The following is a 22,660-nucleotide window of genomic DNA, read 5'->3' on the forward strand; positions in this document are numbered from 1 at the left end:
GAGCTCTCGCAATGGGGGGATCTGTCTAGAACGAACCACCAGTATCCTTTTTGGAAACGAGAGGAGACATTTAAAGTAATATTGTCCTTTTCGTAGCTGATAACGGTGTCAAGTGTTGCCTTGTGCCTCCAGCCATTCTGAGACAGATATGTAGTAAGTTGTTGTTCAGATGGTCCTCGTCTCCCAATCAATTTACTAGCATCTGATGTAAGCGGGACGACACGAGCATTGCCAAATTCAATAGCAAGAATTGATCTTGGTATTGAAAAAGGGTATTCCGTTGCTAGTGATAGTGCAGTCAAGACAATCGAAAAAAAGATCAAACATGACCAGATGATTATCCTTTTCACTGGGAAGTCACATCCTTCTTGTTAACCTTGACTATTTCTGATCATATTGCAGCAATTTTTTGAGCAAAATATCTGCTGATACATAAGGCATCCCCGCACTTATTCGGGTGATTTCTTCGCTGCTGCCTGTGTTAATGCCTTCTCTTGTTGTTAAAAACAAAGAAAATCCAAGCTGTTTGGCGTCGTCTATAACTGGTTGATTGTATTCCCCTAATGGGAAACAGAGAAGCGAGAGCTGATTGTGAAGCTTGCTTCTCAGCAGCGCCTCACCCAACAGCAAATCTCCTCCCACTCGCTGCCGTTTTTCTTCTTCCGATTCCATTCGTTGCTCCTTTGGCAAGTAGATCCGATTAGTTAACGGAGGCACTAAATTGCCTGCTTCATCACGCTTTTTCTGATGAAGATCATATGTATGCGAGTAAAAGCTAAAGCCATCGCGTTTCATCTCAACAATTTGAGGCCAGGTTAGGAATGGCAATGAGGGATTGTCGGAGTCAACATCGCTCACAATAACAAAATTGGTCGCTGGATACCCCATCTGCTTGAGCATCGGATACGCCTTCTCATAAAAAGAACGATACCCGTCGTCAAATGTGATGACAACCGCGTTCGGAGGCAACGCCTTCCGATGTGCATGGAAACAAGCATAATCTTCAATCGTTATTACATTATACTGATTATCTTGTAATACCTGCAAATGCTGCTTAAATTTGTTAGGTGTTATCGTGATGAAAGACTCCTGATCATCCAGATGATGATACGTTAAAAACAGAGCCTTATTCGTATAATGAATCGATTTCTTAGCCATTGGCGAAACTTTGGGTGCGCTTACAGTAGAAGGCGAACAAATTGAATCCAATGGACTCTCCTGCTGTTCCGCCAGTGTCCAGCCCCCCGTGAGGAGAAGCAATAGTAGGAAGTAAGTGGGCATTCGAGATCAACCTCCCCAAGAAGCTCCAAAAAACCATCCCTACAATATACTCATAGGTTCAGCGATTAGAACGTCTCAATACCAACCACCATTGCTGTCATAACCTGCATACGTACAGTTTTCGAAGATCATGTGACCTAAATATTTAGTTTGATACTGTCTTCAAACGTTTAGGCGTTGCCTTGAACAGGATCAGACCAGTGATTAAAACAGTCACTCCTATTGTTTTTTGCATCGTAAGAGTAACTGTCTCCAGGCCGAACCAGCCTACGGAATCCCACCACAAAGCACAGATCAGCTGAGAAACCATGACAAGTAAGATCGCATTGCTGGCTCCTAGCAGCTTTACGCCCCTAACTACACACGTCACAACGCCAATTCCTAATAATCCGCTAAACCAGAACCATGCTTGCATGGGCTTTAATGCAAAAAATTCTACTCCTTCAAACAGCACTCCCATACAGAAGGAAGCTGCAAAACCCATTCCCAATACCAAAGCAGTCGTCGTCTGAGAGCTTACAGCTTCGTTAACTTTGCTGTTGAACATCGTTTGAACACTTATCAAAGAACCAGCGGCCAATGCCATCAAGATGCCCACTATCATAGATGCTCCCTCCCTTCAGCACTCTCATAAATATTTCGGCCAGCTACCGTGATTAGCCCTAGTCGGTCTTTCACGACGAGTGTTCCACTTCTTCGCACAACGAATCCTGCCGAACAGAAACTTTGAAGCACTCGGTTCATATGCCGGTAACTGGTCCCGATCAGATTCGCCGTATCTTTTAATTTGGATACGCTTATGCTTGCTTGTATCTCATTCTCATCCTCAGAAGAAATCGACAACAAATAGCTGGCTAAGCGGACTTCTACGGGATACAGCAGATTGAAACTAAGTGAAATCGACTTCAAGTAGAATTTATGGGTTACCATGTCTAGCAAAAAGCGCAGAAAGGGTGCTTCCTCCCTATACTGGCTTAACCAGCGCTTATGGATACCGATCGTCTCTACGGCGGATACCGCAGTTACGGTGTTTAGATTCTCCCACCCCTTCAAACATTCAATTTCCCCGATCAGCCCTAAAGGAGTTGTAAAATTTATCAGCAACGTTTTCCCTTCTGTTGAGGTTGTATATACTTTAACTTTTCCTTGCACCAGCAAAAATAGAATTTGGGATTCTTCGCCTTGCAAAATAAGTGTTTCATCCGGTTCAAACCGGTATAAGCTCATATGCTGCCTCAGCGGTTCTGGGAAAACTTTTTCTAAGCCAAATTCACTTAAATAGCGACTAATCCGTGTCATGTCTATAAGCTCTTTCATTTCAAGCGCTCCCTCCTCTACAGCGTATCGATTGCAACCTTTATACGGTTATCAAAAGAATGCCAATAACCATTAACCCCACGCCGGCCCATTGCGCTGATCTTAATCGAAGCGGAGCTTGACCAAACAAGCCTTTCTTTTCCATCAAAATGGTCGCAGTGATTTGAGAAATTAGCACTGCCGACACCGTCAAAGCTGCGCCATTGCGGTGAAACGCCGTGATGTTGCTGAACAGGATGAAGGCTGCCAAAGCACCGCCTAACTTATAAACAGTCTTCACCTGCTTGAGATCCCGCCAAGATCTATCGCGAATCAGCCAAACAAGCAGCCAGGCCGCTACGAATCCGGTACCTTGGGTGAGTGTGGCCGCTTGCCAAGTTCCGATTCGTTCACCTATGTTCGCATTGGCTGCACCTTGCAATGTCAGGAATGCTCCGCCCAAACAAGCATATATAAATCCTTTCATTCTTATAAGCCTCCCTTATTCTCGGCACGTCTTCCTCTTATTTAACGATGTGCCTGAGTTTAGGGCAAGGACATATGTCCTCAATCTATGGCAATAGATAACCTTTTTCTACTGCTTCTTCAAGCAGATTCGCGACAAATTGTCCTAATGCAGGAGCAGCTTCAGCGACGACAGCGACCCTCTTCTTTACCGCGCCAACCGAAACTTTGTGAGCTTTCCAGGCTATGCCTTCCGTATAGAAATTATGCAGCACAGGATGAAGTCGATCCATTGCAGCAGCATATTTGGCTTCCGTCGTCTGACCTTCCTCGAATTCGAGCCATAAGTCCATCCACTCGGTCTGTTGATCCGTAGGAAGAAGCCCAAAAATACGTTTAGCAGCCGCTACTTCCCGATCCCATTTATCTTCATACCCTTTGACATCATAGGCAAAAGTGTCTCCAGCATCGATCTCGACCAGATCATGAATAAGCAGCATATGAACGACTTTCTTCAAGTTCAAATTCTGATCGATGGCATGTTCTTTAAGCAATAATCCCATCACGGCTATATGCCAGGTATGTTCAGCATCATTTTCGCGCCGCGAGCCGTTCATTAGGTAAGATTGACGAAGCACGTGCTTCAACCCATCAATTTCGCGAATAAATTCGATTTGTTGTCTAACTCGTTCCGTATCCATCTCAAAAGTCTCCTTCTAAATTACTTTGCGTCATGACTGATCTCGCAGTCTTTTATCCAGCATGCCCTGTACGAACCACGCATACACAGCATAACCCGCCAGCATGGCAATCGCCGTAAGAACGAAAGGCAGCGAATAATGATTTCCAGCCAAAATATAGCCTGCCCAAAAAGAAGCAATCGTGTTGCCAATACTGCGTGAGACCGTCCGCATACCTGCGAACAAGTTGCGGTCTTCTTCGGCCACTGCCGACATGCATTCGCTATCCATCAAATTGTTCAGCATAGTGAATCCCGTCCCGCGAATAAGCAGCAATATCGCGAATAGCGACGCTGGCATAGCTAGCGCCATCAAGGCAACGACCACCATGTTATACAGAAACAGGAACACGAATGTTTTCCGGCTACCCCATCGCTCTACGATATACGGCATAGCAATGGAACCGATAAAGAAGAAAAATCCAGACAATGCAAGCAATCCGGAAATGTTGCCGTCCTCCATCTGAAAGCGGAATTTCAGAATGACATTCAGGAAGGGACTTAGCAGTCCATAAGTAAAGCCTGAATTGAATATTAACAACGAGAGCAGCAATAGGAAATAGATCGCATGCCCCCTTTTGGCCTGGTTCGAAGGCTTCGCTCCTTGTACGCCGCGGGTCTCGCCAGCATCCCCCACCCTGGCATGTGTAGATGGAAGCAGCAATCCGCGTAATATACCTGAGAGCGCCAGACATCCACCAGCAACGAAGAACGCTGACTGGTAGGTAGAAGTTTGGCCATGCAGCCAATCCGGCAAGTAGCCGCCGAGCCATGTGCCAAGGCCAGTGAAAAATGTAAAAACGGCGAACAGCAAAGAATAAGCGCTTGTCTCTTCTTTCTTGCTGCGGCAATATTGGAAAATCAACTGAATTTCGGTGTTCACGATGGCTGTGATCGCAAGCGACCAGATGACCTGCGCAGCGGTAACTGCACCAAGGCTGGTTGCGAATCCGAACACCGTCAATGACAGGAATGCCAAGAGCATGCCTGTTACGAGCATCGTTTTGCGCCCCACATGCTTCACGATGAAACCAGCCGGCAGACTAGCCAAGCCGATCGTCAATGCGCCTAACGATGTTATTCTGCCGACATCGCCCTTGGAGAAGCCTAGCTCTAGAAGGTGTAAATTTAGGATAAGGCTGAGGATGCCCACACCGATGCCAAATAAGCTCTCCGTAGCGATGAATCGCTTCACGCCAGGAGATAAATCACGAAATATATCTACTGTATAAGTCCACATGGATGCGCCTTTCTTCTTGCTGTTTTAATAAGATTATGTTCAGTGCTCGCTATGAAAGGTATGAATGGGTTTGGAAAACGGCTCTTCAATCTTGCCTGCTAGACCTACTTCCATACATAACTCTATCAACTTATGAATCCCATTCAATTGTTGCCTATTGCGAAGATTAATGCGAATGAGAGCGTGTTCAGTAACTTCTTTCGTCTTTTCAATGCTTTGATGTTCTACAGCTTGGACAAGCTCTTTCATTTTGCCTAAATAATACACAGTCCTTCTCAAATTGTTGATCAATAAAATTTGTCTCACATGAACGGGCGTATAAAACCTGTATCCATTACGAGGATCCCTTTCTGGCTTGAGAAGTCCTTCTTTTTCCCAATGGCGAATGGCTGAGGATTGAACATTGGTTATTGCGGCCACTTCACCAATAGTCATCAATTTATTTAGCTTCCTATCCTTGAAAACAGTTAATTGGGGGTCTTGAAGCAGTACAAGCGACTGGTCAGCAGCCCTTTTTTCCTCATGTAATTTGGCTTGTTCGGCATTAACAAGCCAAAATGCATGGTCCATATCTGCCTTTTGAATATCACGAAGCACATCATAAGTAAGTGTGAAACCAAAGCCGGGCAGCATGGCACGAAGACAGCGAAAATAGACCAAATGAACTTTGGTATAGAGACGATACCCATTATCACTTCGTTCAGGCAATGGGACGACTCCCCAAGATTCATAATGTCTTAAAGCACTTGTGCTTATTTGAAGCTCTTTGGCAATATCTACAGGTCTGTAATATCGCATCCATTCACTCCTTGATTTAATCACTTGCAACTTTAAATTACCCCAAACTCTCGATTTATGCAAACCTTAAATCCAAAGATTAAAGTAAGGGGAGGATTCGAAATGTTGAATGTAAAAATGCACGATGGCAATTGGATACATGTTGAGATTAAAGGGGATGGACCTAACCTGCTGCTTCCGGTAAATCCATTTCCGATCGAAGGGCCACAAGCCGAGGAGATGTTACAATGGGGCGTAGATCCTGCCCTTGGCCGTTCTCTGATAGACGGTCTTTGCGATAAATTTCGTGTGATTGCCTTCGACTATGAAGGTCATGTTTTGAGTTTTGCTAAACCCGATACACTAACACCGAACAACATTACTATCGACTTTCTGTCCATTGCCGATACGGCAGATGCAGAGAATTTTGCCTATTACGGCTATTCATGGCTTGCTCTTTGTGGCATGCAGTTGGCGATTCGAACTCGTCGGCTTTCAGCCCTTGTCATGGGTGGTTTCCCGCCAATCGACGGTCCCTACCGTGAAATGCTGAGCGTCACCAGGGCGACGCATCAGTTGTCCGTTTCAACGATTGAGTCTTCGAACACCGCCCAGAACAACGCTTCAACTGACTTTGATTGGTCCCGAGTTGAAATAACAATGACTGTGGCTCAGACCAAGCAGTTCGTCACCTTATATCAGGTACTCCAAGATTTCAGCGATCTAGAGGCACAAACCATGATAACATGCCCACGTCTATGCTTTGCAGGTTCATCTGACAAGATTCATTATGGCAAACGTTGGGGTGATCAGGAAGTGGACATCGTTGGTCCGCTCATTACGCGGCGTGAGGAGATTGAAGCTCTTGGTTGGGATGTCTCACTTCTTGAGGGCCTTGATCATACACAGGCCATGCAAGCCGCCAACGTTTTGCCCATCTTGCGACCTTGGTTACTTACCAAGTAGTGTAATAAGATTTACTTCTGCTCTGTCATCACTGTTTTTTGCATAGCTTCCAGGTTTCGTTTCCAAGCAATTCGAGGATTGAGTTCAGGGGTCAAAATATATTGGGCATACTGTGCAGCACTGATTTCGATCTCCTCATCCGTTGCCTTAACCGCGCCGTACAAATTAAAATGTGGAAGCAATGTCAGATTAATTTGATTCGCCAAGGCTTGAAAAGGACGCATCAGTTCGCTGATCGTGTACCCGATCAAGCCTCCAGCCTGATAGGTCGCTTCTACACCACCGATTGATATTGCGAGAATAAGTTCTTTGCCGGCTACTTTCTTGCCTCCGTGACTAAACAGCCAACTCGTTGTAAATACGTCATCCACCCATTGCTTCAACATAGCCGGTGTGCTGTACCATTGTAGAGGGAATTGAAGCACTAGGCGATCATGTTCTGCAATCAATGCCTGTTCACGCTCAATATCAATCGTTTTTTCTGGATAAGCTGCGTACAATTCATGCACAGTTACTTGCTCAGGATACTTGTGCAATTCCGTTACCCAGCGTTTGTTGACACGTGACTCACGTAAATTAGGATGAGCTGCAATAACCAATATTTTCATTACGTTAACTCCTTTCACTTCATAATCCCATCTTATTTTTGATTGACATATAAGTCAATATAAAAAGCAAAAAAAATTACTTAGGCTTAAATAACGAAATCGCCGATTCTACAACTTGATCCAATATCGTCTTAAGCTGATCTTTCCTATCCGCATCGGGAATTCCTTGCGCTGTCAGCTCCTGTTGGACTTGATCCAAATAATTCATCCCCTGAGAGACAGATCCCCAGAATTGCACAGCCATCAAATTAGCGTCGCCTTGCTGAATCGCGCCTTGTTGGATGCCCTTCTCGATGGCCAATGTCATCTGAGACATGAAGTTTCTAATCCACTCAAATGGAGAAAACTCTTCTGGCGTGTACAAGTGATGCACGTCCAGGCTGATTCGCATATAAAAACGCTGCGTGACAGGATTCTCCAAAACCCGCTCGCAGACGATTCGTGCGTAGCTTTCGAACAACGCATAAGATGAGCCTTCTTGCTGGAAAAATGTCTTCGTATATTGCTTGGACTCCTCCATCATATACTCATACAACTCGCGGAACAAAGCTTTCTTATTTTTGAAGTAATAGTAAACTAAGCCATGTGCAAGCCCTGCCTGATTCGCGATATCGCTCATTTCAGACGCGACATAGCCTTTATCGACATAAACGCGGATAGCCGCCTGTAAAATTTCTTGTTTTCGCTGCTTGCGAATGATTTCGTTTTGCTCTTTGGTTCTAGGAGACATCTCATTATTCACCTTTTAATTTGACTTTGATAGTAGTCAAAATTATAGAGATAACTAATCTATATTGTCAACCAATAGATTGCAAACGTTCAAGATCAAGGCATCGTTCCGATTACGACAGTTGCATCCCGTTCCTCCGATCGAGCCACCTGTGGAATCAATCCACTCTGCGCGAAAATCTGGACGGTCTGAGGCGCCTGTCTCAGACTAGTCTCGACTAGCAGGCAGCCGCCTTGTGCCAACCAGAATGGTGCATGAGCCGCCACTCTGCGCTGAATATCCAGTCCATCCTCACCCCCATCGAGCGCCATCCGCGCCTCATGTATGCGGGCTTCCGGAGGAAGCATCTTGATTGCATAGGTAGGCACATAAGGTGCATTCGCAACCAACACATCGACACGGCCTCGCAGCTTGGCTGGCAGCGCATCGTAGAGATCACCCTCGTATACATTACCTCCGACGGCAGCGAGGTTGCGGCGCGCACAGTTTACAGCAGCCGGGTCGATATCAGCGGCGTGCAGCTCGATCCGTTCCACAGTGGTACACAATGCTGTACCGACCGCACCCGAACCGCAGCATAGGTCAACGACAACGGCTCCTGAATGAGCACGCAAAGCAGCTTGTAGAACAAGAAACTCTGTGCGGTGACGAGGAACGAAGACGCCAATATCCACCATAATTCGTTGCCCGCAGAATTCTGCCCAGCCGATGACGTGCTCCAGCGGCAAGCCTGCTGATCGACGGTCCACCATGGCCATGAGGTCGTCTGGGCTGCATGCTGCTGATAGTAGCATCCGGGCTTCATCCTCGGCAAACACACAACCCGCGGCCCGCAGCCTGCTGACGATGATCGTCTCATCGATCTGCCATTTCATTTTCTCTTGAATCGAACTGTTATTTATCATATGAATAGGATAACAAACGTCTAGGAAATCTGCTTAATAAAGATTAGCTATAGTCATTCTTTCTGTCCTTATTCATTTCACACTCAGGGTCCGATATCGGTTAACCCGGAGTCCGAGCCAGACGAAATCCCAGGTCATCAATACTTAAAGTCGGGTGGCTGCGCCGCCGGCATGTGGCCCCGCATCCCCTCGCCTCCTCGGCCCAACTGCCTCCGCGAAATATGCGATAAGAACCGTAGACGTTCTCATCGTAAACATCCCAGCACCATTCCCAGACGTTCCCTAGCATGTCATACAGCCCCCAAGGATTTGGCTGCTTCTGTCCCACTTCATGGCTAGTTCCTTCTGAATTTTCATTATACCAAGCAATTTGCTCAACTTCTCCATACCTATATCCTGTTGTGCCTGCTTTACAAGCATATTGCCATTCAGCTTCGGAAGGAAGACGATAACCATTCGCTTCCCAATCACAGATAATGTCTTCCCCTTGGATCGTATAACTCTCCTTCAATCCTACCCTCCGGGAAAGTAAATTGCAGAAAATAACAGCCTCGTGCCAAGACACATTAACTATCGGCATATGATCTCTTTCTGCTGAGTAGGCTGATTTACTAGTGATTGCTGAATACATGCCCGCAGTAACAGGAAATGGTGCAAGCAGGAAGGGTTGAATGTTAGTCTGCCACTTCTTTTTGGTTCTATCGTCCCTTAATTCTACTGCCCCGCCTTGAATTGGTACCATCGGATAATCAAAATAGCTTTGCGCGGTATTTGGCAATCATCCTTCCTCCTCTTTCATCCTTGTTTGCTGAGCTACTGTCTGCTCAATTTATCAATCGCTTGTTGATCCGTTGACAGGAAAAAAAAGTCCTTTCCCTTATTGCTCTCATACATAAAGTCTTTCAAATTCTCACTCGCATAGCCAGAATAATCTCCGACGATGGCCATTTTGATATGATAATTAATAAACTTCTGCAAGATCTCACCTGCAAGGCGTGTTTTTAAGTCAAAGAAATCTTCGTTCAGAACTGATTTAGGCAAAATAATACGGTTGCAACCCGTTTCATAATTAATAGTTGCCATAAGATCCAAGGCCGATTGCACATCCGTTATCAAGATTTCACTGCTAGTCACAACAGCAATTTCCACATCATTTTCTTTGATAGTCGTTATTTTCATCATCTTCCTCCATGTTTTCCATTATCGGTTGTTGCTTCGCTAACGCTTGATCAGCCTTTGAACATAATCCTCGCCAATATAGCGATTATCTCCCTGATTCATCGGCTGGATATTAGCCACTCTAAAAAAACTCAATCCTACTACCATCGACAAGAGGCCGTATGCTGCGCTAACTGAATCATCAACCTTCATACTTCCCAGCTTGTTGCCATAATCAAAAATCCTCGCAATACCGTATATTTCCTTGTGATAAACTGCAGCTACAACTTCTTGTAATTTCTGATCCAAAACAGCTCTCGAGAAGAAATGAAGAAAAAGCTTGGCTTGATCTTCATGCGGGATGAACATGTTCTCAACACCCTCAAGATCTGAGACATTGATGGTTCCTTGCACATGATTATTAGGTGGGAGAATATGCTTGAGTGTGAGCTCTATCATCTCATTGGGGGTCATTGTTTGCTGAATTTCGGCATTGATCTTCATACCGTAGTAGCTCAAGAAGGATTTGAAAGCCTCGATTATTAAGCTTTCCTTATTCTTGAAATAGTACGTCACAACTCCCTTAGAGCAGCTTGCATGTTCAGCAACTTTATCCAAAGTCATGCCATCTATTCCAAATTTACTAATACAGGTGAGAGTTGCATTAATAACCTCCGCCCTGCGTTTAGGTTCCATTCCTACTTTGGGCATGAATAGTGCCTCCACTTCTGATGAAAAGATACCACTCGTTTTATTTATACTGTACGGTCGGAATAAATAAAACTTAACGTTCAACACGTCGTTTGTCAAGTTAAAATAAAAAAAGCAGCTTTGCCGCCCTAGGTGATGAGCGGCTTCATAGCCGCTTTCAACAATTAGTGGATCCTAGTTCCCCTTTGGGCTTTACAATGACAGAGAGCGTCGTGTGAAAAGGAACTATGATCCGCTAAATGGCGAGAACTGGGGTAAACATAGCATGAATGGGAACTGAGATCCGTTATTTAAGCGGAAACTGTCCGTTTCAACCGGGAAATGGTGCAGTAGCGGATCGTAGTTCCCTTTGAAGCGGAACATTGAGGTTTTCAGAATTATAGCGTACTGTAGTTCCCTCCAACTCGCTATCCTGACACATTTTGCTAGTATCGCGGCTTGACGTTTCTGGCTATTATTCTATAAATAAGAGGTAAGCATCTCTCATCCCAAAAACATATAAAGTCTGTAAAAAAAAGCTGCCAGAAGGCAGCTAATTTCCTACATCAAACATCATATTCGACCTGTTTCTTCGCCAATGCAATAAACTCCAGCGGATTCGAGATTTGTTCGGCGTCATAAGCGACGGCTCCCATCTTCAGAATCAACTCGACCCGATATTTTTGCGCATATTCGTCCCGATTCCGTTCGTCGACTCGACTTCTTAACCGATCAATGACGATCATCGCACCAGGAAGATCTGTGAACAATATCATGCCCCACATCGGATTCTCTTTATTAAGCAAATAGAGCGAATCATTCGTACGGATGCTGATTTGGCTCATTTTGGACAGATCATGTACAGCTTCCAGAAGCTGATCCTCTCCAATCATGCGCCGAATTTCATCCCAGTACTTTACACTAATAACTAGTAAAGTTAAAGGTATATTGTACCGAGCGGACAAAGCCATGAATACCGAGGCATCGCTTTGAAAAGACAGGGTGTTTTTCAAACTTGTCCTGGCATCAACCGTCGCTAGTGATTCATTCACCTTAACCAACTGTTCATTTTCTTGCTGGAGCTGTCTGTTTCCCAAGGTTAACAACCAAGTTGCCAGAGTAAATAATGGCGTCATAATGAGCCAGAAATAATTCTGTGTCCCAATAAGCCCACCCACTACAACGGTTTGATATAGCGTAAATGTCCCATAACCGAAGATGAACAATATATTCAGAATCAACCCCGTAGTTACACTAGTGAAGTAGGTAACGACAGCGATTAGAAAAGCAAGATTCAAGAAGATGATGTTCTGAATATACAAGTTTGGATTGCCAGCCGTGAAGACGATACTGACAAAACAGGCAAGAATCAGCAGCAGGAATGCACCATCCGATATGACACTGCTTCTAGAGCGCTTCATCGACGATCGCCCCGTTTCTTGTTGTATTTACGAATCATCATGATGAGTGATAAGAGAACCAACAAAGCAACAAGCAGTGCAGCAGTCATGAAGCCGAGCACATCACGGCGTTCAAGCACATCTGTCAACACGTTCGATGATTCGGCAGCCGTTTCTTTTTTGAAACGGAACGCATGGATATTGCCATCTATATCCGTTACTACCCCGTCTCCAAACACTTTCCATAACGTGCCTTCCGAACCGATCAGCTTCGATGCCAAATACATGTACTTAGATTCACTGCCGGTTACAGCGAGGAGACCGAAGCCGCTCTCGTATGGCGAATCCAGCAATTGCAGAGTCCCCATGCGTGTGCCGTAACTGGCATCGATACTCATTTTCTCATTGGAAACAAAGCCTCGGCCACTCTGATCATAGCGGAAATATAACTTGTTGTTTTGATCACGAATGACCTGATTATCCTTGTAGCTGCCAATCGCGATAATTTCCCGTCCTTTTAACTGCTGCGCACTAACATTGTCTTGGAAATAAAGAACTTCTCCAGTGTTTGTTTGTGCGTAACGTCCCAATAAATTAAATAAATTGGTTAAGGTTTGATAGATGTATGGATCTTTATCTTTAGGCAGAACGACAGCTACTTTATTGTAGCTTCCGTCCCTCAGGAACGGATAAGGATAATTATTAAACAAGAGATCTGCTTTATCTTTGGTATTTAGTTGAAGCATGGAATCCTTCTCAATGAAAGCCCACGGCATTTGTCCTTGGTTTTCGAGACAATTTGTATTCTTAAGTTCCAGATCAAAGGCCAGTTTTACCGTAAAATTACCACTGATATTTAACGTTTTGGGGATGATCAAATCCATATGATCGTTGTCAGCAAGCTCAGTGGATAGCTTCTTACTGCCGATCGGTGTGTCATTAATCAAAACAGTTACCATGGAGCGGTCGAAATCAAGGTTTCTCGCATAGCGATATGTAATCCTTAGCTTACTGGCATCCGCAATTGAGCGGTTTCCAGGTAAGGAAATAAAATAAGCTTTTTCCTGGTGCCTATCCCCTGTCAGCTTATCTCCAGTTTCTGTCAAGGTCATCGTACGACTCACATTTACGGTCGGTGTATCCACTTCTGTCGTGTTGTCCACAACTTTGCGGTCGGCGTCAATTTGACTTAACAAAGTCTGATTCGCAGCCAATCGTCCAGCTTTGACCAACAAACCTGCATCAGCCGAAGTAATGACCAATATGTCGTGATCTGCTTGCTTAATTAATTGAATCAATGCTGTATTTTCAAGATTATTCGATTGCACGAGCGACTTCATGTCTTCTGGTAGATCATCGAATAGTGACACCAATATAACAGTCTGTTTGCCCTTCACATTGTCTGGACTATACTCGATGAGTGGAATCGCCTTATCCGTGACCGGATTGGCCTTGGCATACCCGGATACCACATAGGTTGCTGCTTCTAATTCAGCCAGATTTCCCGCTTTGGGGACAGCAATTGCATTCTGGCCCTCTTTCACCGTGCCCATGCCAATAAAATGCTGATTAAAATCACGAATGCTTAATTGTATCGATTCCGTTGTATAATTTACTGCGATACGCGAGGTTTTGGCAATTTGCAGCCAATTATCCCTTGTGTCTGTTGGAAGGCACGTATTTTGTACGATTGGGGAGCTCGTCTCCAAATGCCCTTGTACCGTTAGTGAATTTACACCTTTCACAATCATTTCAGGTGGAACATGAACGGTTAATTGTTGTCCACCCACAGCCTGTTCGATTGGCCGAAAGGAGTGAAAAGGTGTTCCATTAATCATTAGCGTGAGGTTGGAACGCTCATTCTGAGTGAGCTGCGAAACCTTATAATCAAGGTGAACGTCAACACTTGCTACGTGCCAGTAATTCTCAATTTGAAAAAATTGCTGCATATAGGTATTTCCGCCGGATAGCGAAGTTTCCGTGAAATTCGTTTGATACTGCTTCGTTCCCGCGGTTATCTCTTCAGCTGATACTGCCATTGGAGAAACATATTGGCCTATAACCAATGCGAATAAAACGGCGAGCCCCAACATTCTTTTCTTCATATCGCTCACTCCTAGCTAAAACCTTTCGGTTTTGTACCATTTTACTTCTCTTTTAAACACTAAATCTTTTAAGTATGTATACATGCCGTAAGCCGCGACGACCATCCACATCTGACAGTACGATACGTACATAAGCATTATGATCCATATATTGGATAGCCTCATTTCTCCTTTTTCAGTGACAAGAGTTACGAAGGTACCTACTACGAACAGCGTAATCGCAAGTACCCATAAAAAAGAACTGAAGCTAGCAATCGTTGTCGTTATATAACCAAGCGCGTGAAGCACAAGAAGTAAATCCGACATGACGAGCGAAGTCAGCAGCAAAAAGTAAATCGAAAGAAAATAAATAATATCGAAGCGGATACTGCGAGCGGATCTTTTGAATAACAACGGGACATTTTTGACGATGACATAAATATTACCTTTCGCCCACCTTGTCCGCTGTTTGAACCAGACTTTGACCGTTTGAGGTTCCTGCTCCCAAGTGACGGATTTGGGCTGAAATTTGATTCGATAGCCCATCATATAAATGCGAAAACTGATTTCCGTATCCTCTGCGATCGCCTTGACATCCCAACCTCCGATACGTTCCACGATCTCTCGCCGCATGATGAAATTCGTGCCCGGAATCGTGCACAGTTTAAACAACTTCCATCTGCCTGCCTGGGCCATCCATTGAAAGGACAAAGTTTCTATATTGATAAATCGCGTCAACAGATTAGCATCTCGATTGCGTGTGCGGAATTTACCAATCACTGCCCCAAGTGTGGGATCGTTAGTTATCTCCGAAACTAAATAGAGCAGCGCCTTCTTCTCCGGTGTGTTATCAGCGTCATAGATCGCAATATATTCTCCTTTACTTTTCTGAAAACCGATGTTCAACGCGTTAGATTTACCTTTCCCCCCTGTCACTGCATCCGTATTGATAATCGTCAAATTTCTCTCCGGGTACTTCGATTGAAGATGTTCCAGCAATACACTGCTGTTGTCGGAGGAATTATCGTTAATGACGATGATCTCATATCGGTCATTCGGATAGTCTAGGGCAAGCAAGGATTCAACGGTCTTCATAATCACTTTCCCCTCATTGTGGGCCGGAACCATGATCGAAACGAAAGGCGTTTCACCCTTCAAAGGAGGAAGCGGTTTATTTTCAATTTCAATGTAGTACAGGTAACCGGCGACAATGAGAACAACATTCACAAGAAGCAATGACCAGATACAAATGACCGAGATTAACATGAGGATGTCTGCAATTGTCATAGCTGTCTCCCCGTATGCGTGTATTTTCGTTTGTAGAGACGGTAGCCGATAAATAGAAAAGCGCTGAAAATGAGTAGTGTTGAGGCGATTAAAATAATGAATACTTTATTTTGTACCGAAAACAAGTTTGTTAAACTTTTCTTGCCTTCTTGGACATAAGCATGATCCGCTGAGATGTCTTTGAGAACACTGTTTAACAAAATGGTTTGCCCGTTAATGTGAAGCTGCCCCTTGCCCGACCCCATTTCATTCACTTGCGTTCGAACCGTGTGGTCCTCATACTTGTAATTAGAAAATAACGTCCAATCTTGGATCAAAGATGACATCAGGGTATCAAGTTTCTTATTGTTATCGGGGAATGCATACACAAGTGCAGCGTCCATCGGCAGTGGTTCCAAGATTTGACCTTGGGCTACATAGGTTTTCAAATCATCGGCTGGAATCGTGTAAACGGAAGATCCGAAAGCTTGTGATTTATCAGTCCTCGCACGATACATGACATGCTCGTTTGGAAACAGGATGCTGGAATCAAAATAAGACAAGCCATTGGCTGCATAATGATCATCATAGGTCCAATACATTTCAGACCCTACTCCGAGCGGGACAATACCGTATCCTGCCAAAGCATCAAGGAATGAGCTCATTTCCGATTTCAAAACAGTGATATCCTGGCTGATCGTAGAAGCAACAACTGGGGCATTCACAACGATACTGCCATTTCGGGACTGCACGTGTTTTAACGTTTCGAGGTAACGCTGCGCGGCTGGATAATCAAGATTGCTAAGAACCGGCTGCACATTGGCTATGAAAGGGATGCCTGCCTCATACAAGCGATCGGCCATTTCATCCAACAAGCCCAAATTCGAAAAGGGATAAATCTCATCCAGCAGCAAGTAAAATTGATGATTCGACTTTGCTGACAGCCAATCTCTCAATAAATAGGCCGCGGCCAATTCAGTTAAATTTCCTTTTGCCAAATAGGGAATATAAGCATATTTCCCGTTGGAAACGCCATACGGCGCAGCTGATTTTAGTTTGTCTGATGTAAAACTGCCATAAGCCTTGCCCGTGTACTTGGTTACATAGGAAATCTCATTAACCATCATCGCTTTTTGACTCAACTGTCCAATCTTCAGGCTTGCGGTATCCTGCTCTACGATTTGTTCACCAAGTCCCAATGCTTGCTGAACAATCATGGGAACTTGATTCCCGATATGCAAGTAATCTCCCTGATAATTACCCAAATCCTGCTTATAACTATCAGGCAATTGAAATAAATCGTCTGCGTTGCGCACTGAAATAACCTTGGAATATTTCATCAACATCCCGGCTTGATATTGATCGTAAGAAAGCACGGTAACCTGAGTTCCAAAGGAAGCCAACAATCGTTCAAGCGCCTCAACATTTCCTTCCTTTGGCGTACTGATCGCTGCACTATCGTAAAGCAAAAGTACGGAATCCGGTTTAGGCGTATTAGCTGCAGCAACTTTGGAATAGGGTAATCCTGCAAGTACAATCAGAAGTAGGAGTCCTAGTAGAAAGATTCGCCGATTCTGCATCTCGTCCCCTCCCTTAGCTTTCGTCTGTCCCTAGTTCGTTAATGGGTTCGTTGTTCCAGAGCCGTTTGGCCAATAAATCGACAACTGTCAATAAAGACACCAAATCAAAAGTTAATGTAAACAAAAATTCGTGCTTCGATAGATCCGCGTCACCTGCCCCGATAATTGAAACGAAAATACCGGATAGCCCCATTAGAATCATCATCACAATTAACGGGAGTCTCAGGGCGCTCCTCCATTGACGTTGACGGATAGCAGCAACGAATGCTGGCGTGTATAACCCCAGGACAATCAGAATCCAGAGAATGATGAATCCGAAAGTTTTAGGTGCAAGGGCGTCTTTCAATAGGCTATATCCTGAGAAAAAGACGGTCTGCGCGCCGAATGATTTTCCAACCGACTGCTCGTAATTCCCCATTGCTTTGGGTCTAATCGTGAAACCATCACGAGCGGCCAGATTGAGCATGTTCTCCGCTTGATCAGGATGAGACATATAGTACGACAATATCGATCCAAATCCATATTTGCTGTAGAAATTGTCTTGCAGCATCTTGGAATTTACATCAACGGAAGCGTACGGATTATAGTACAAACTTTCATTTAGAACCGCATATTGCTTATCAATGCCAAAGGCTTCCAGCGTCTTCTCGGGATTAACGGAATTCATAAGCACCCCGCGAGTCATCGCATGGTACTTGTTAATATTGATAAACTCTTTGGGAATAAGGACGTAAGTACCAATCCCCACGCCAAGCATGACAAAGAGTGAGATAAGAGTAACGATTCGATAACTTCGCTTTTTGCGAATATTGATAATGAAAACGCCTAGAACAGCAGTTATGATGCCTACCGGAGCATTTTGCTGCTTACTTGTCGTTAAAGCGATAGCGCTTATTACAAATACAGCTAACAGGACGTAGTCGTTATATCTTTTCCGATATAATAGCAACCCTGCGGCGAACAGGAGAACCGTCATAAGGAGTACGACACTTTCACTATAAAAGGAATTAAAGTAGGCCGTATAACCCGTGTCACCTAAAATAAAAATAGCAATGACTGCGATGAGATAACCTTTCTTTTTGGATATTTTCCAGGTCAGCGCCTCCACCAACAAATAAACAGCGACTACATAGAGTACTAGATACAGCAAAGCTTGATAACGAATATCAAAGTTCTGAGCATCATGAAAAAAGTGATTCACATACATGGAGGACTTGATAAACAATGATTGAGAGGAGTATAACGTTGCGCCGTTCTCGTTATAATATTGATAGATTCCGTAATTTTTCACGAAAAAACCAAGATACTGGCTGTTATAGTTGGGATCGTTGAAGTAGAGTCCGTTACTGTATAAAATCCGAAAAAAGTCGCCGTTATCGGCCATTCCGATATAAGGTTGCATAAAAAGTGCGATAGCTGAGATCAGCATCACACAAGCAGCGGCGAAAGCAGCAGGTGACATGTAACGAAGTACGCCTCGCATAACGCTGCTGTTCATCACATTCCCTCCCTCCTAGTTAGCTAACGCTAGTAAAGCCATCAGATTATCAAAGGAGTAAGCTTGTTGAACTTGCGTATCTCCGAATCCGCCATATAAGGGGCTTTGTTGATCCTGAATTTGAAACTCATTCATTCTTTGAATACTAGTTTCATACAATTCCTTATCCCCAATAACAGAACCTAGAATGGCTGCCATCGCATAAATGGCTGTAGACCTTACATCATTCAAAGGCTTTCCTGCTACTGAGTATTGACCAACCAAAGTTCCGGCTTTCACTTGTTCTTTTACAAATTGAATACTTGCGTCTTTCTGCTGCCCGACTTCTGCCAAATTCAAAATGGTCAACAAAGACTCTACCGTATTGATATTTTCCGATTGGTAAGCGTGCGTTCTGTAATCATATCGCGTTTGATAAAAGGGAAACTCATCGGACAAATAACCGTCCTTGGCAATCTTTAACATATTTGATTCCAGGTTGGATTTATTGGCTTTAGGTACTTCAAGCAGCTTCAAAGATAGGGTATCTATGTAGCATAAGGTAATAAAGGTATTCCTCATTTTGTAGGTTTCATCATAGAAATCATACAACTGGTCATTTGCGATATTGTTTTGGTAAAATCGTTTCCCGTAAGCCTCTAACTCCGCTTTATAGGCATCCGTATGGAACATAAGTGAAGCTTCGGCCAACGCCCGAATAATTCGCAGATCATCTACTGAGGCGTTAAGGGTAAATTTTTTCTGCAACTTAGGGCTATAGCGATAACTAAAACCCGTCGACAGATCAAAAGTTTGTTTAACAAGCTGCCACTGCTCATCGAATCGCTCTTTCTGACCCGTTAAGGCATAATACCTCATCAAGAGACCCCCAGATTCACTCAACACTTCGTGACCTGTTGCCGCTTCGCTCGTTTGATTTGTTTCTAGTAGATTGGTATAGATACCATAACTACCAGTAAGTTTTTTTGTAATAAATTGATACAAAATGTCACGATTTTGGGTGACCTGCATCTGCTCTCCGTACGAATTTTTGACGTTCTTAGCATCCAGCCGTTTAACAGTCGAACTATCCGCCTGACAAGCTGTAAGCAGCAAAAAAAGGATTACACTGCTGCAGAGCAAGTAACGTCTCTTAATCATAGTAACCTCCTCTACCCAACCGCAAACAATTTATTTATCGAATGCTTTCGCATAAAATTGTCTTTACTATTATAAATGATTTAGGTCTTAAAATCGAATTTTGTCTAATAAAAGATGCCTCATACACTTTCAAAACATTCAGTTGTAGTTTATCACACAATCCTCTTTGAATCGGTAGGGAATTACTGTAAAAAGACACAAAAACAGCCGATCCCAGGGATCGGCTCTTGAAAGCAAGAATGGTGTTGAGTCAAGCGAACTGAGCGGGATTCGAGTCGTCAACCGAATTGGACATCTTCATATGCGTTGGTAGAACGGGTTCCGTTCTATGCGCCATGGTTGGCAGCGCTTGGGTTGGCATCATTCGTCTTACAAGCCCAACGAACCCCCTAATGGTGAACAAGGTGAAATTAATCGAAGCGAACGTATGGAAAACGGACCACGACTTCCAATTAAACAATTTCGTTTTCTTCTCCAAAGCCCACTGCAACAGAGACATCGGGACACTGAAATATAAACTTCTTATAATCAACTCACGAGGCTTACTGTGATAGGTATATCTGACCCAGATCACACTCAGCAGGGGATAAAACAATAAATCATACAACACATTGGTATCAAAAGTTTTGGAGAACGGTCGTACGGGGTAAGAAATTCTATTCCTTTTAATAAAATACGAATCCATTGAAGTCGATAGTACCCCTTTTGCAAAGAAAATGGTTAAGTACATTAATAGATTTTTTCTTTTCAAAATAAATGGCATTGAAGCCATTGAGCTTACGAACAAAGTTCTTATCAGCCATTTCTCCACTTTCCTTGCCTCCTCATGGTTGTCCTAGTTCATCACGCCGACGATCTCTTCGGACATAATATTCCCCAGAGGTTTCAACTCAATTCCTAAAAAAAGCTGCCCAGAAAGCCAAAATGATGGCAGAAAGGGCAGCTCTCTTCAATTAAATAGCGATATAATTAGGCATTCAGATTAGCAACGATTTCCTTAATCGCTTCTTGCAAAGGAGTTGCTTTACGACCAAGCAAAGTCTCAAGATCCGAGCTAACTACATCCAAAACTCCATCTCGAATTCCACTTTGGATCGCCACTAGGATAGGAACAACCGGTTCTGGAACACCTGCTCCGGCCATAATTGTGCCATAAGTTTCATCATCTACTTGCTGGACCTGAACTTCGCGATTGAGTGCCTCTCCCAGAATTTTTGCCAAATCTGCATGTGAGATAGGTTGGCCTGACAGCTCATATATCGTGTTCTCATGCCCGCTGCTTGCCAGTACTTGGGCTGCAGCTTGCGCATAATCGCCGCGGGAAGCCCAACCGACTTTCCCTTCACCCGCTGATGTGACTAACGGTGCACCAGCTAAGATTCCTTGAATCGTGCCTACTTCGTTCTCGATGTACCAGTTATTTCGAAGGAAAGCGTACGGAATGCCGGTTTTACGAATGGCATCTTCTGTCGCACGATGTACAGGTGCTAGAAAAAGTGTAGTTTCTTCCGCATTTGTCACACTTGTATAAGCAATGAAACCTACTCCTGCCCGCTGCGCTGCTGAGACAGCTGCTTGATGCTGGCGAATTCGTGTTTCATTATCGCCTTGCGTGGATACGATAAGTAAACGATCTATGCCAGTGAAAGCTTCATCCAAAGTTGTCGGTTGATCAAAATCGCCATGGCGTACATCTACGCCTCGAGCACGCAAGCCAGAGGCTTTGTCCGTATCTCTCACACTGACAGCTAAGCTTTCTGCCGGTAATGTCGCAAGTAAAGCCTCAACCACTTTTGCTCCCAATTGTCCTGTCGCACCTGTTACCAAAATTTTCATTGTAATTCCTCCTATGATGATTAAGTATGATAGAACAACTTTAGTTATAACTATTTCAGTTACAACAAATATATAAAAATTAGCTCATTGAAGAGCTATTTTTATTTAAACTTAGTGATCAATTGTGCCAGTGTCACTTGACCTAGACGCTGCTCCATAGCTGCTTGAGCATCCCTTAATTCCGCACGAAGTGCGGCTTCAATGTTGCACCCTACCAGACAATTGGGATTAGGATGATTGTGGAAATTAAACAATTCCCCATTCTCAATCACTTCAACTGCCCTGTAAACATCCAGCAATGTAATTTGATCAGCAGGCTTCCGCAACGAAGTTCCGCCTACCCCTGCTCTGACTTCTACAAAACCGGCTTTCTTCAATAGACCGATAATTTTACGAATAATAACTGGATTCGTATTCACACTGCCTGCAATGAAATCGCCTGTACATTCCGAAGGAATCGTCGCAACTAGCGACAGGATATGAACCGCGATTGAAAAACGACTGCTAATTTGTTTCATGTCATCACCCACCGGTTGTAACCAGTATAGTTCTAACCATTCAAAAAGTCAAACCTAATTTCTTGGCCGCTTAGTTAGATGCTCGATAATTTGATCTTTGGTCCCCACTGGATCTTCCGTTTGAAAAACAACTTTGCCGAATTCATGCTGCTCCAGCTCGATTGTAACAACATCGTTATGATTTTCATAAGAAATAAAGCACCATCTGTCTCCAATTAAGAAGCGGCCTTCCCTGATATCCGCAATCGATGTGCCCACCCGGAATTGAAACATCGAAATTTTACAATCATCTACGGTTACTTGCTTGATCTGCGAATAAGGTATTTCAACACGGCGTCTTAAAGCTGCTGCACTGACAATTCCCGATAAATGCAAAATTAACGCATCCTCTGTAAATTCAATTGTTCTAGACATTGAACTACCTCCTAATTACCTCATCTATTTGGTAAAAATCATGATGCATGTTCCCGCTTTCTTATGGAA

Annotated in this window: 24 protein-coding genes; 1 reads left to right on the forward strand and 23 read right to left on the reverse strand. The window is 43.9% G+C overall.

What is annotated here, in order from left to right; genetic code table 11:
• Window positions 1–381 precede the first annotated feature (381 nt).
• The 7 genes from LOZ80_RS12630 to LOZ80_RS12660 all read right to left on the reverse strand — a co-directional run bounded on the left by LOZ80_RS12630 (window position 382) and on the right by LOZ80_RS12660 (window position 5,819).
• Entirely contained in the window at window positions 382–1,281 is a 900-nt protein-coding gene (locus tag LOZ80_RS12630; protein WP_238171765.1) for a polysaccharide deacetylase family protein, read from the reverse strand.
• A gap of 145 nt (window positions 1,282–1,426) precedes the next feature.
• On the reverse strand, window positions 1,427–1,885 hold the full coding sequence (locus LOZ80_RS12635) for a DMT family transporter (RefSeq protein WP_238171766.1): 459 nt from the start codon (window positions 1,883–1,885) through the stop codon (window positions 1,427–1,429).
• Complete coding sequence (locus LOZ80_RS12640; protein ID WP_238171767.1) at window positions 1,882–2,598, reverse strand: Crp/Fnr family transcriptional regulator; 717 nt, start codon at window positions 2,596–2,598, stop codon at window positions 1,882–1,884. The genes LOZ80_RS12635 and LOZ80_RS12640 overlap by 4 nt, the downstream gene beginning before the upstream one ends.
• Before the next feature lie 40 nt (window positions 2,599–2,638).
• A complete protein-coding gene (locus LOZ80_RS12645; protein ID WP_238171768.1) occupies window positions 2,639–3,064 on the reverse strand; it encodes a DMT family transporter in 426 nt (141 codons plus the stop codon).
• Window positions 3,065–3,149: 85 nt separating this feature from the next.
• Window positions 3,150–3,743 (reverse strand): HD domain-containing protein, encoded by a 594-nt coding sequence (locus LOZ80_RS12650; protein WP_238171769.1) that lies wholly within the window; start codon window positions 3,741–3,743, stop codon window positions 3,150–3,152.
• Between the two features lie 30 nt (window positions 3,744–3,773).
• Window positions 3,774–5,021 carry an MFS transporter gene (locus tag LOZ80_RS12655; protein ID WP_238171770.1) on the reverse strand — a complete coding sequence of 416 codons (1,248 nt, stop codon included), beginning with the start codon at window positions 5,019–5,021 and terminating at the stop codon, window positions 3,774–3,776.
• A gap of 39 nt (window positions 5,022–5,060) precedes the next feature.
• Entirely contained in the window at window positions 5,061–5,819 is a 759-nt protein-coding gene (locus LOZ80_RS12660; RefSeq protein ID WP_238172972.1) for a MerR family transcriptional regulator, read from the reverse strand.
• Between the two features lie 102 nt (window positions 5,820–5,921).
• Here LOZ80_RS12660 and LOZ80_RS12665 point away from each other — a divergent pair, with 102 nt between their 5' ends.
• Complete coding sequence (locus tag LOZ80_RS12665; RefSeq protein ID WP_238171771.1) at window positions 5,922–6,764, forward strand: alpha/beta fold hydrolase; 843 nt, start codon at window positions 5,922–5,924, stop codon at window positions 6,762–6,764.
• Between the two features lie 11 nt (window positions 6,765–6,775).
• Here LOZ80_RS12665 and LOZ80_RS12670 read toward each other — a convergent pair whose 3' ends face one another.
• The 16 genes from LOZ80_RS12670 to LOZ80_RS12745 form a co-directional block, all read right to left on the reverse strand.
• Window positions 6,776–7,372: an NAD(P)H-dependent oxidoreductase gene (locus LOZ80_RS12670; protein WP_238171772.1), complete on the reverse strand. Its 597-nt coding sequence runs from the start codon at window positions 7,370–7,372 to the stop codon at window positions 6,776–6,778.
• A gap of 76 nt (window positions 7,373–7,448) precedes the next feature.
• Complete coding sequence (locus LOZ80_RS12675) at window positions 7,449–8,102, reverse strand: TetR/AcrR family transcriptional regulator (RefSeq protein ID WP_238171773.1); 654 nt, start codon at window positions 8,100–8,102, stop codon at window positions 7,449–7,451.
• A 95-nt stretch (window positions 8,103–8,197) separates the two neighbouring features.
• Window positions 8,198–9,007 carry a putative protein N(5)-glutamine methyltransferase gene (locus LOZ80_RS12680; RefSeq protein ID WP_238171774.1) on the reverse strand — a complete coding sequence of 270 codons (810 nt, stop codon included), beginning with the start codon at window positions 9,005–9,007 and terminating at the stop codon, window positions 8,198–8,200.
• A 100-nt stretch (window positions 9,008–9,107) separates the two neighbouring features.
• Window positions 9,108–9,749 carry a formylglycine-generating enzyme family protein gene (locus tag LOZ80_RS12685; protein WP_443147064.1) on the reverse strand — a complete coding sequence of 214 codons (642 nt, stop codon included), beginning with the start codon at window positions 9,747–9,749 and terminating at the stop codon, window positions 9,108–9,110.
• A gap of 71 nt (window positions 9,750–9,820) precedes the next feature.
• Complete coding sequence (locus LOZ80_RS12690; protein ID WP_238172973.1) at window positions 9,821–10,186, reverse strand: DUF4180 domain-containing protein; 366 nt, start codon at window positions 10,184–10,186, stop codon at window positions 9,821–9,823.
• 39 nt (window positions 10,187–10,225) lie between these two features.
• A complete protein-coding gene (locus LOZ80_RS12695) occupies window positions 10,226–10,876 on the reverse strand; it encodes a TetR/AcrR family transcriptional regulator (protein WP_238171776.1) in 651 nt (216 codons plus the stop codon).
• Between the two features lie 545 nt (window positions 10,877–11,421).
• Window positions 11,422–12,276 carry a GGDEF domain-containing protein gene (locus tag LOZ80_RS12700; RefSeq protein WP_238171777.1) on the reverse strand — a complete coding sequence of 285 codons (855 nt, stop codon included), beginning with the start codon at window positions 12,274–12,276 and terminating at the stop codon, window positions 11,422–11,424.
• Entirely contained in the window at window positions 12,273–14,360 is a 2,088-nt protein-coding gene (locus LOZ80_RS12705) for a cellulose biosynthesis cyclic di-GMP-binding regulatory protein BcsB (RefSeq protein ID WP_238171778.1), read from the reverse strand. The genes LOZ80_RS12700 and LOZ80_RS12705 overlap by 4 nt, the downstream gene beginning before the upstream one ends.
• Before the next feature lie 15 nt (window positions 14,361–14,375).
• Complete coding sequence (locus LOZ80_RS12710; protein ID WP_238171779.1) at window positions 14,376–15,626, reverse strand: glycosyltransferase; 1,251 nt, start codon at window positions 15,624–15,626, stop codon at window positions 14,376–14,378.
• A complete protein-coding gene (locus LOZ80_RS12715; protein WP_238171780.1) occupies window positions 15,623–17,185 on the reverse strand; it encodes a hypothetical protein in 1,563 nt (520 codons plus the stop codon). Before LOZ80_RS12715 ends, LOZ80_RS12710 begins: the two co-directional genes overlap by 4 nt.
• A 13-nt stretch (window positions 17,186–17,198) precedes the next feature.
• Window positions 17,199–18,683: a glycan biosynthesis hexose transferase WsfD gene (gene wsfD, locus LOZ80_RS12720; RefSeq protein WP_238171781.1), complete on the reverse strand. Its 1,485-nt coding sequence runs from the start codon at window positions 18,681–18,683 to the stop codon at window positions 17,199–17,201.
• Between the two features lie 15 nt (window positions 18,684–18,698).
• On the reverse strand, window positions 18,699–19,823 hold the full coding sequence (locus tag LOZ80_RS12725; protein WP_238171782.1) for a hypothetical protein: 1,125 nt from the start codon (window positions 19,821–19,823) through the stop codon (window positions 18,699–18,701).
• 250 nt (window positions 19,824–20,073) lie between these two features.
• Window positions 20,074–20,634 (reverse strand): CBO0543 family protein, encoded by a 561-nt coding sequence (locus tag LOZ80_RS12730; RefSeq protein ID WP_238171783.1) that lies wholly within the window; start codon window positions 20,632–20,634, stop codon window positions 20,074–20,076.
• 158 nt (window positions 20,635–20,792) lie between these two features.
• Window positions 20,793–21,659, reverse strand: coding sequence for an SDR family oxidoreductase (locus LOZ80_RS12735; protein ID WP_238171784.1), 867 nt, complete (start codon window positions 21,657–21,659; stop codon window positions 20,793–20,795).
• 101 nt (window positions 21,660–21,760) lie between these two features.
• Entirely contained in the window at window positions 21,761–22,177 is a 417-nt protein-coding gene (locus LOZ80_RS12740) for an Rrf2 family transcriptional regulator (RefSeq protein ID WP_238171785.1), read from the reverse strand.
• 54 nt (window positions 22,178–22,231) lie between these two features.
• Window positions 22,232–22,591 carry a hypothetical protein gene (locus tag LOZ80_RS12745; protein WP_238171786.1) on the reverse strand — a complete coding sequence of 120 codons (360 nt, stop codon included), beginning with the start codon at window positions 22,589–22,591 and terminating at the stop codon, window positions 22,232–22,234.
• Window positions 22,592–22,660: the final 69 nt, after the last annotated feature.

It is taken from the genome of Paenibacillus sp. HWE-109 (assembly GCF_022163125.1).
In the GTDB taxonomy this organism is placed as follows: Bacteria; Bacillota; Bacilli; order Paenibacillales; family NBRC-103111; genus Paenibacillus_E.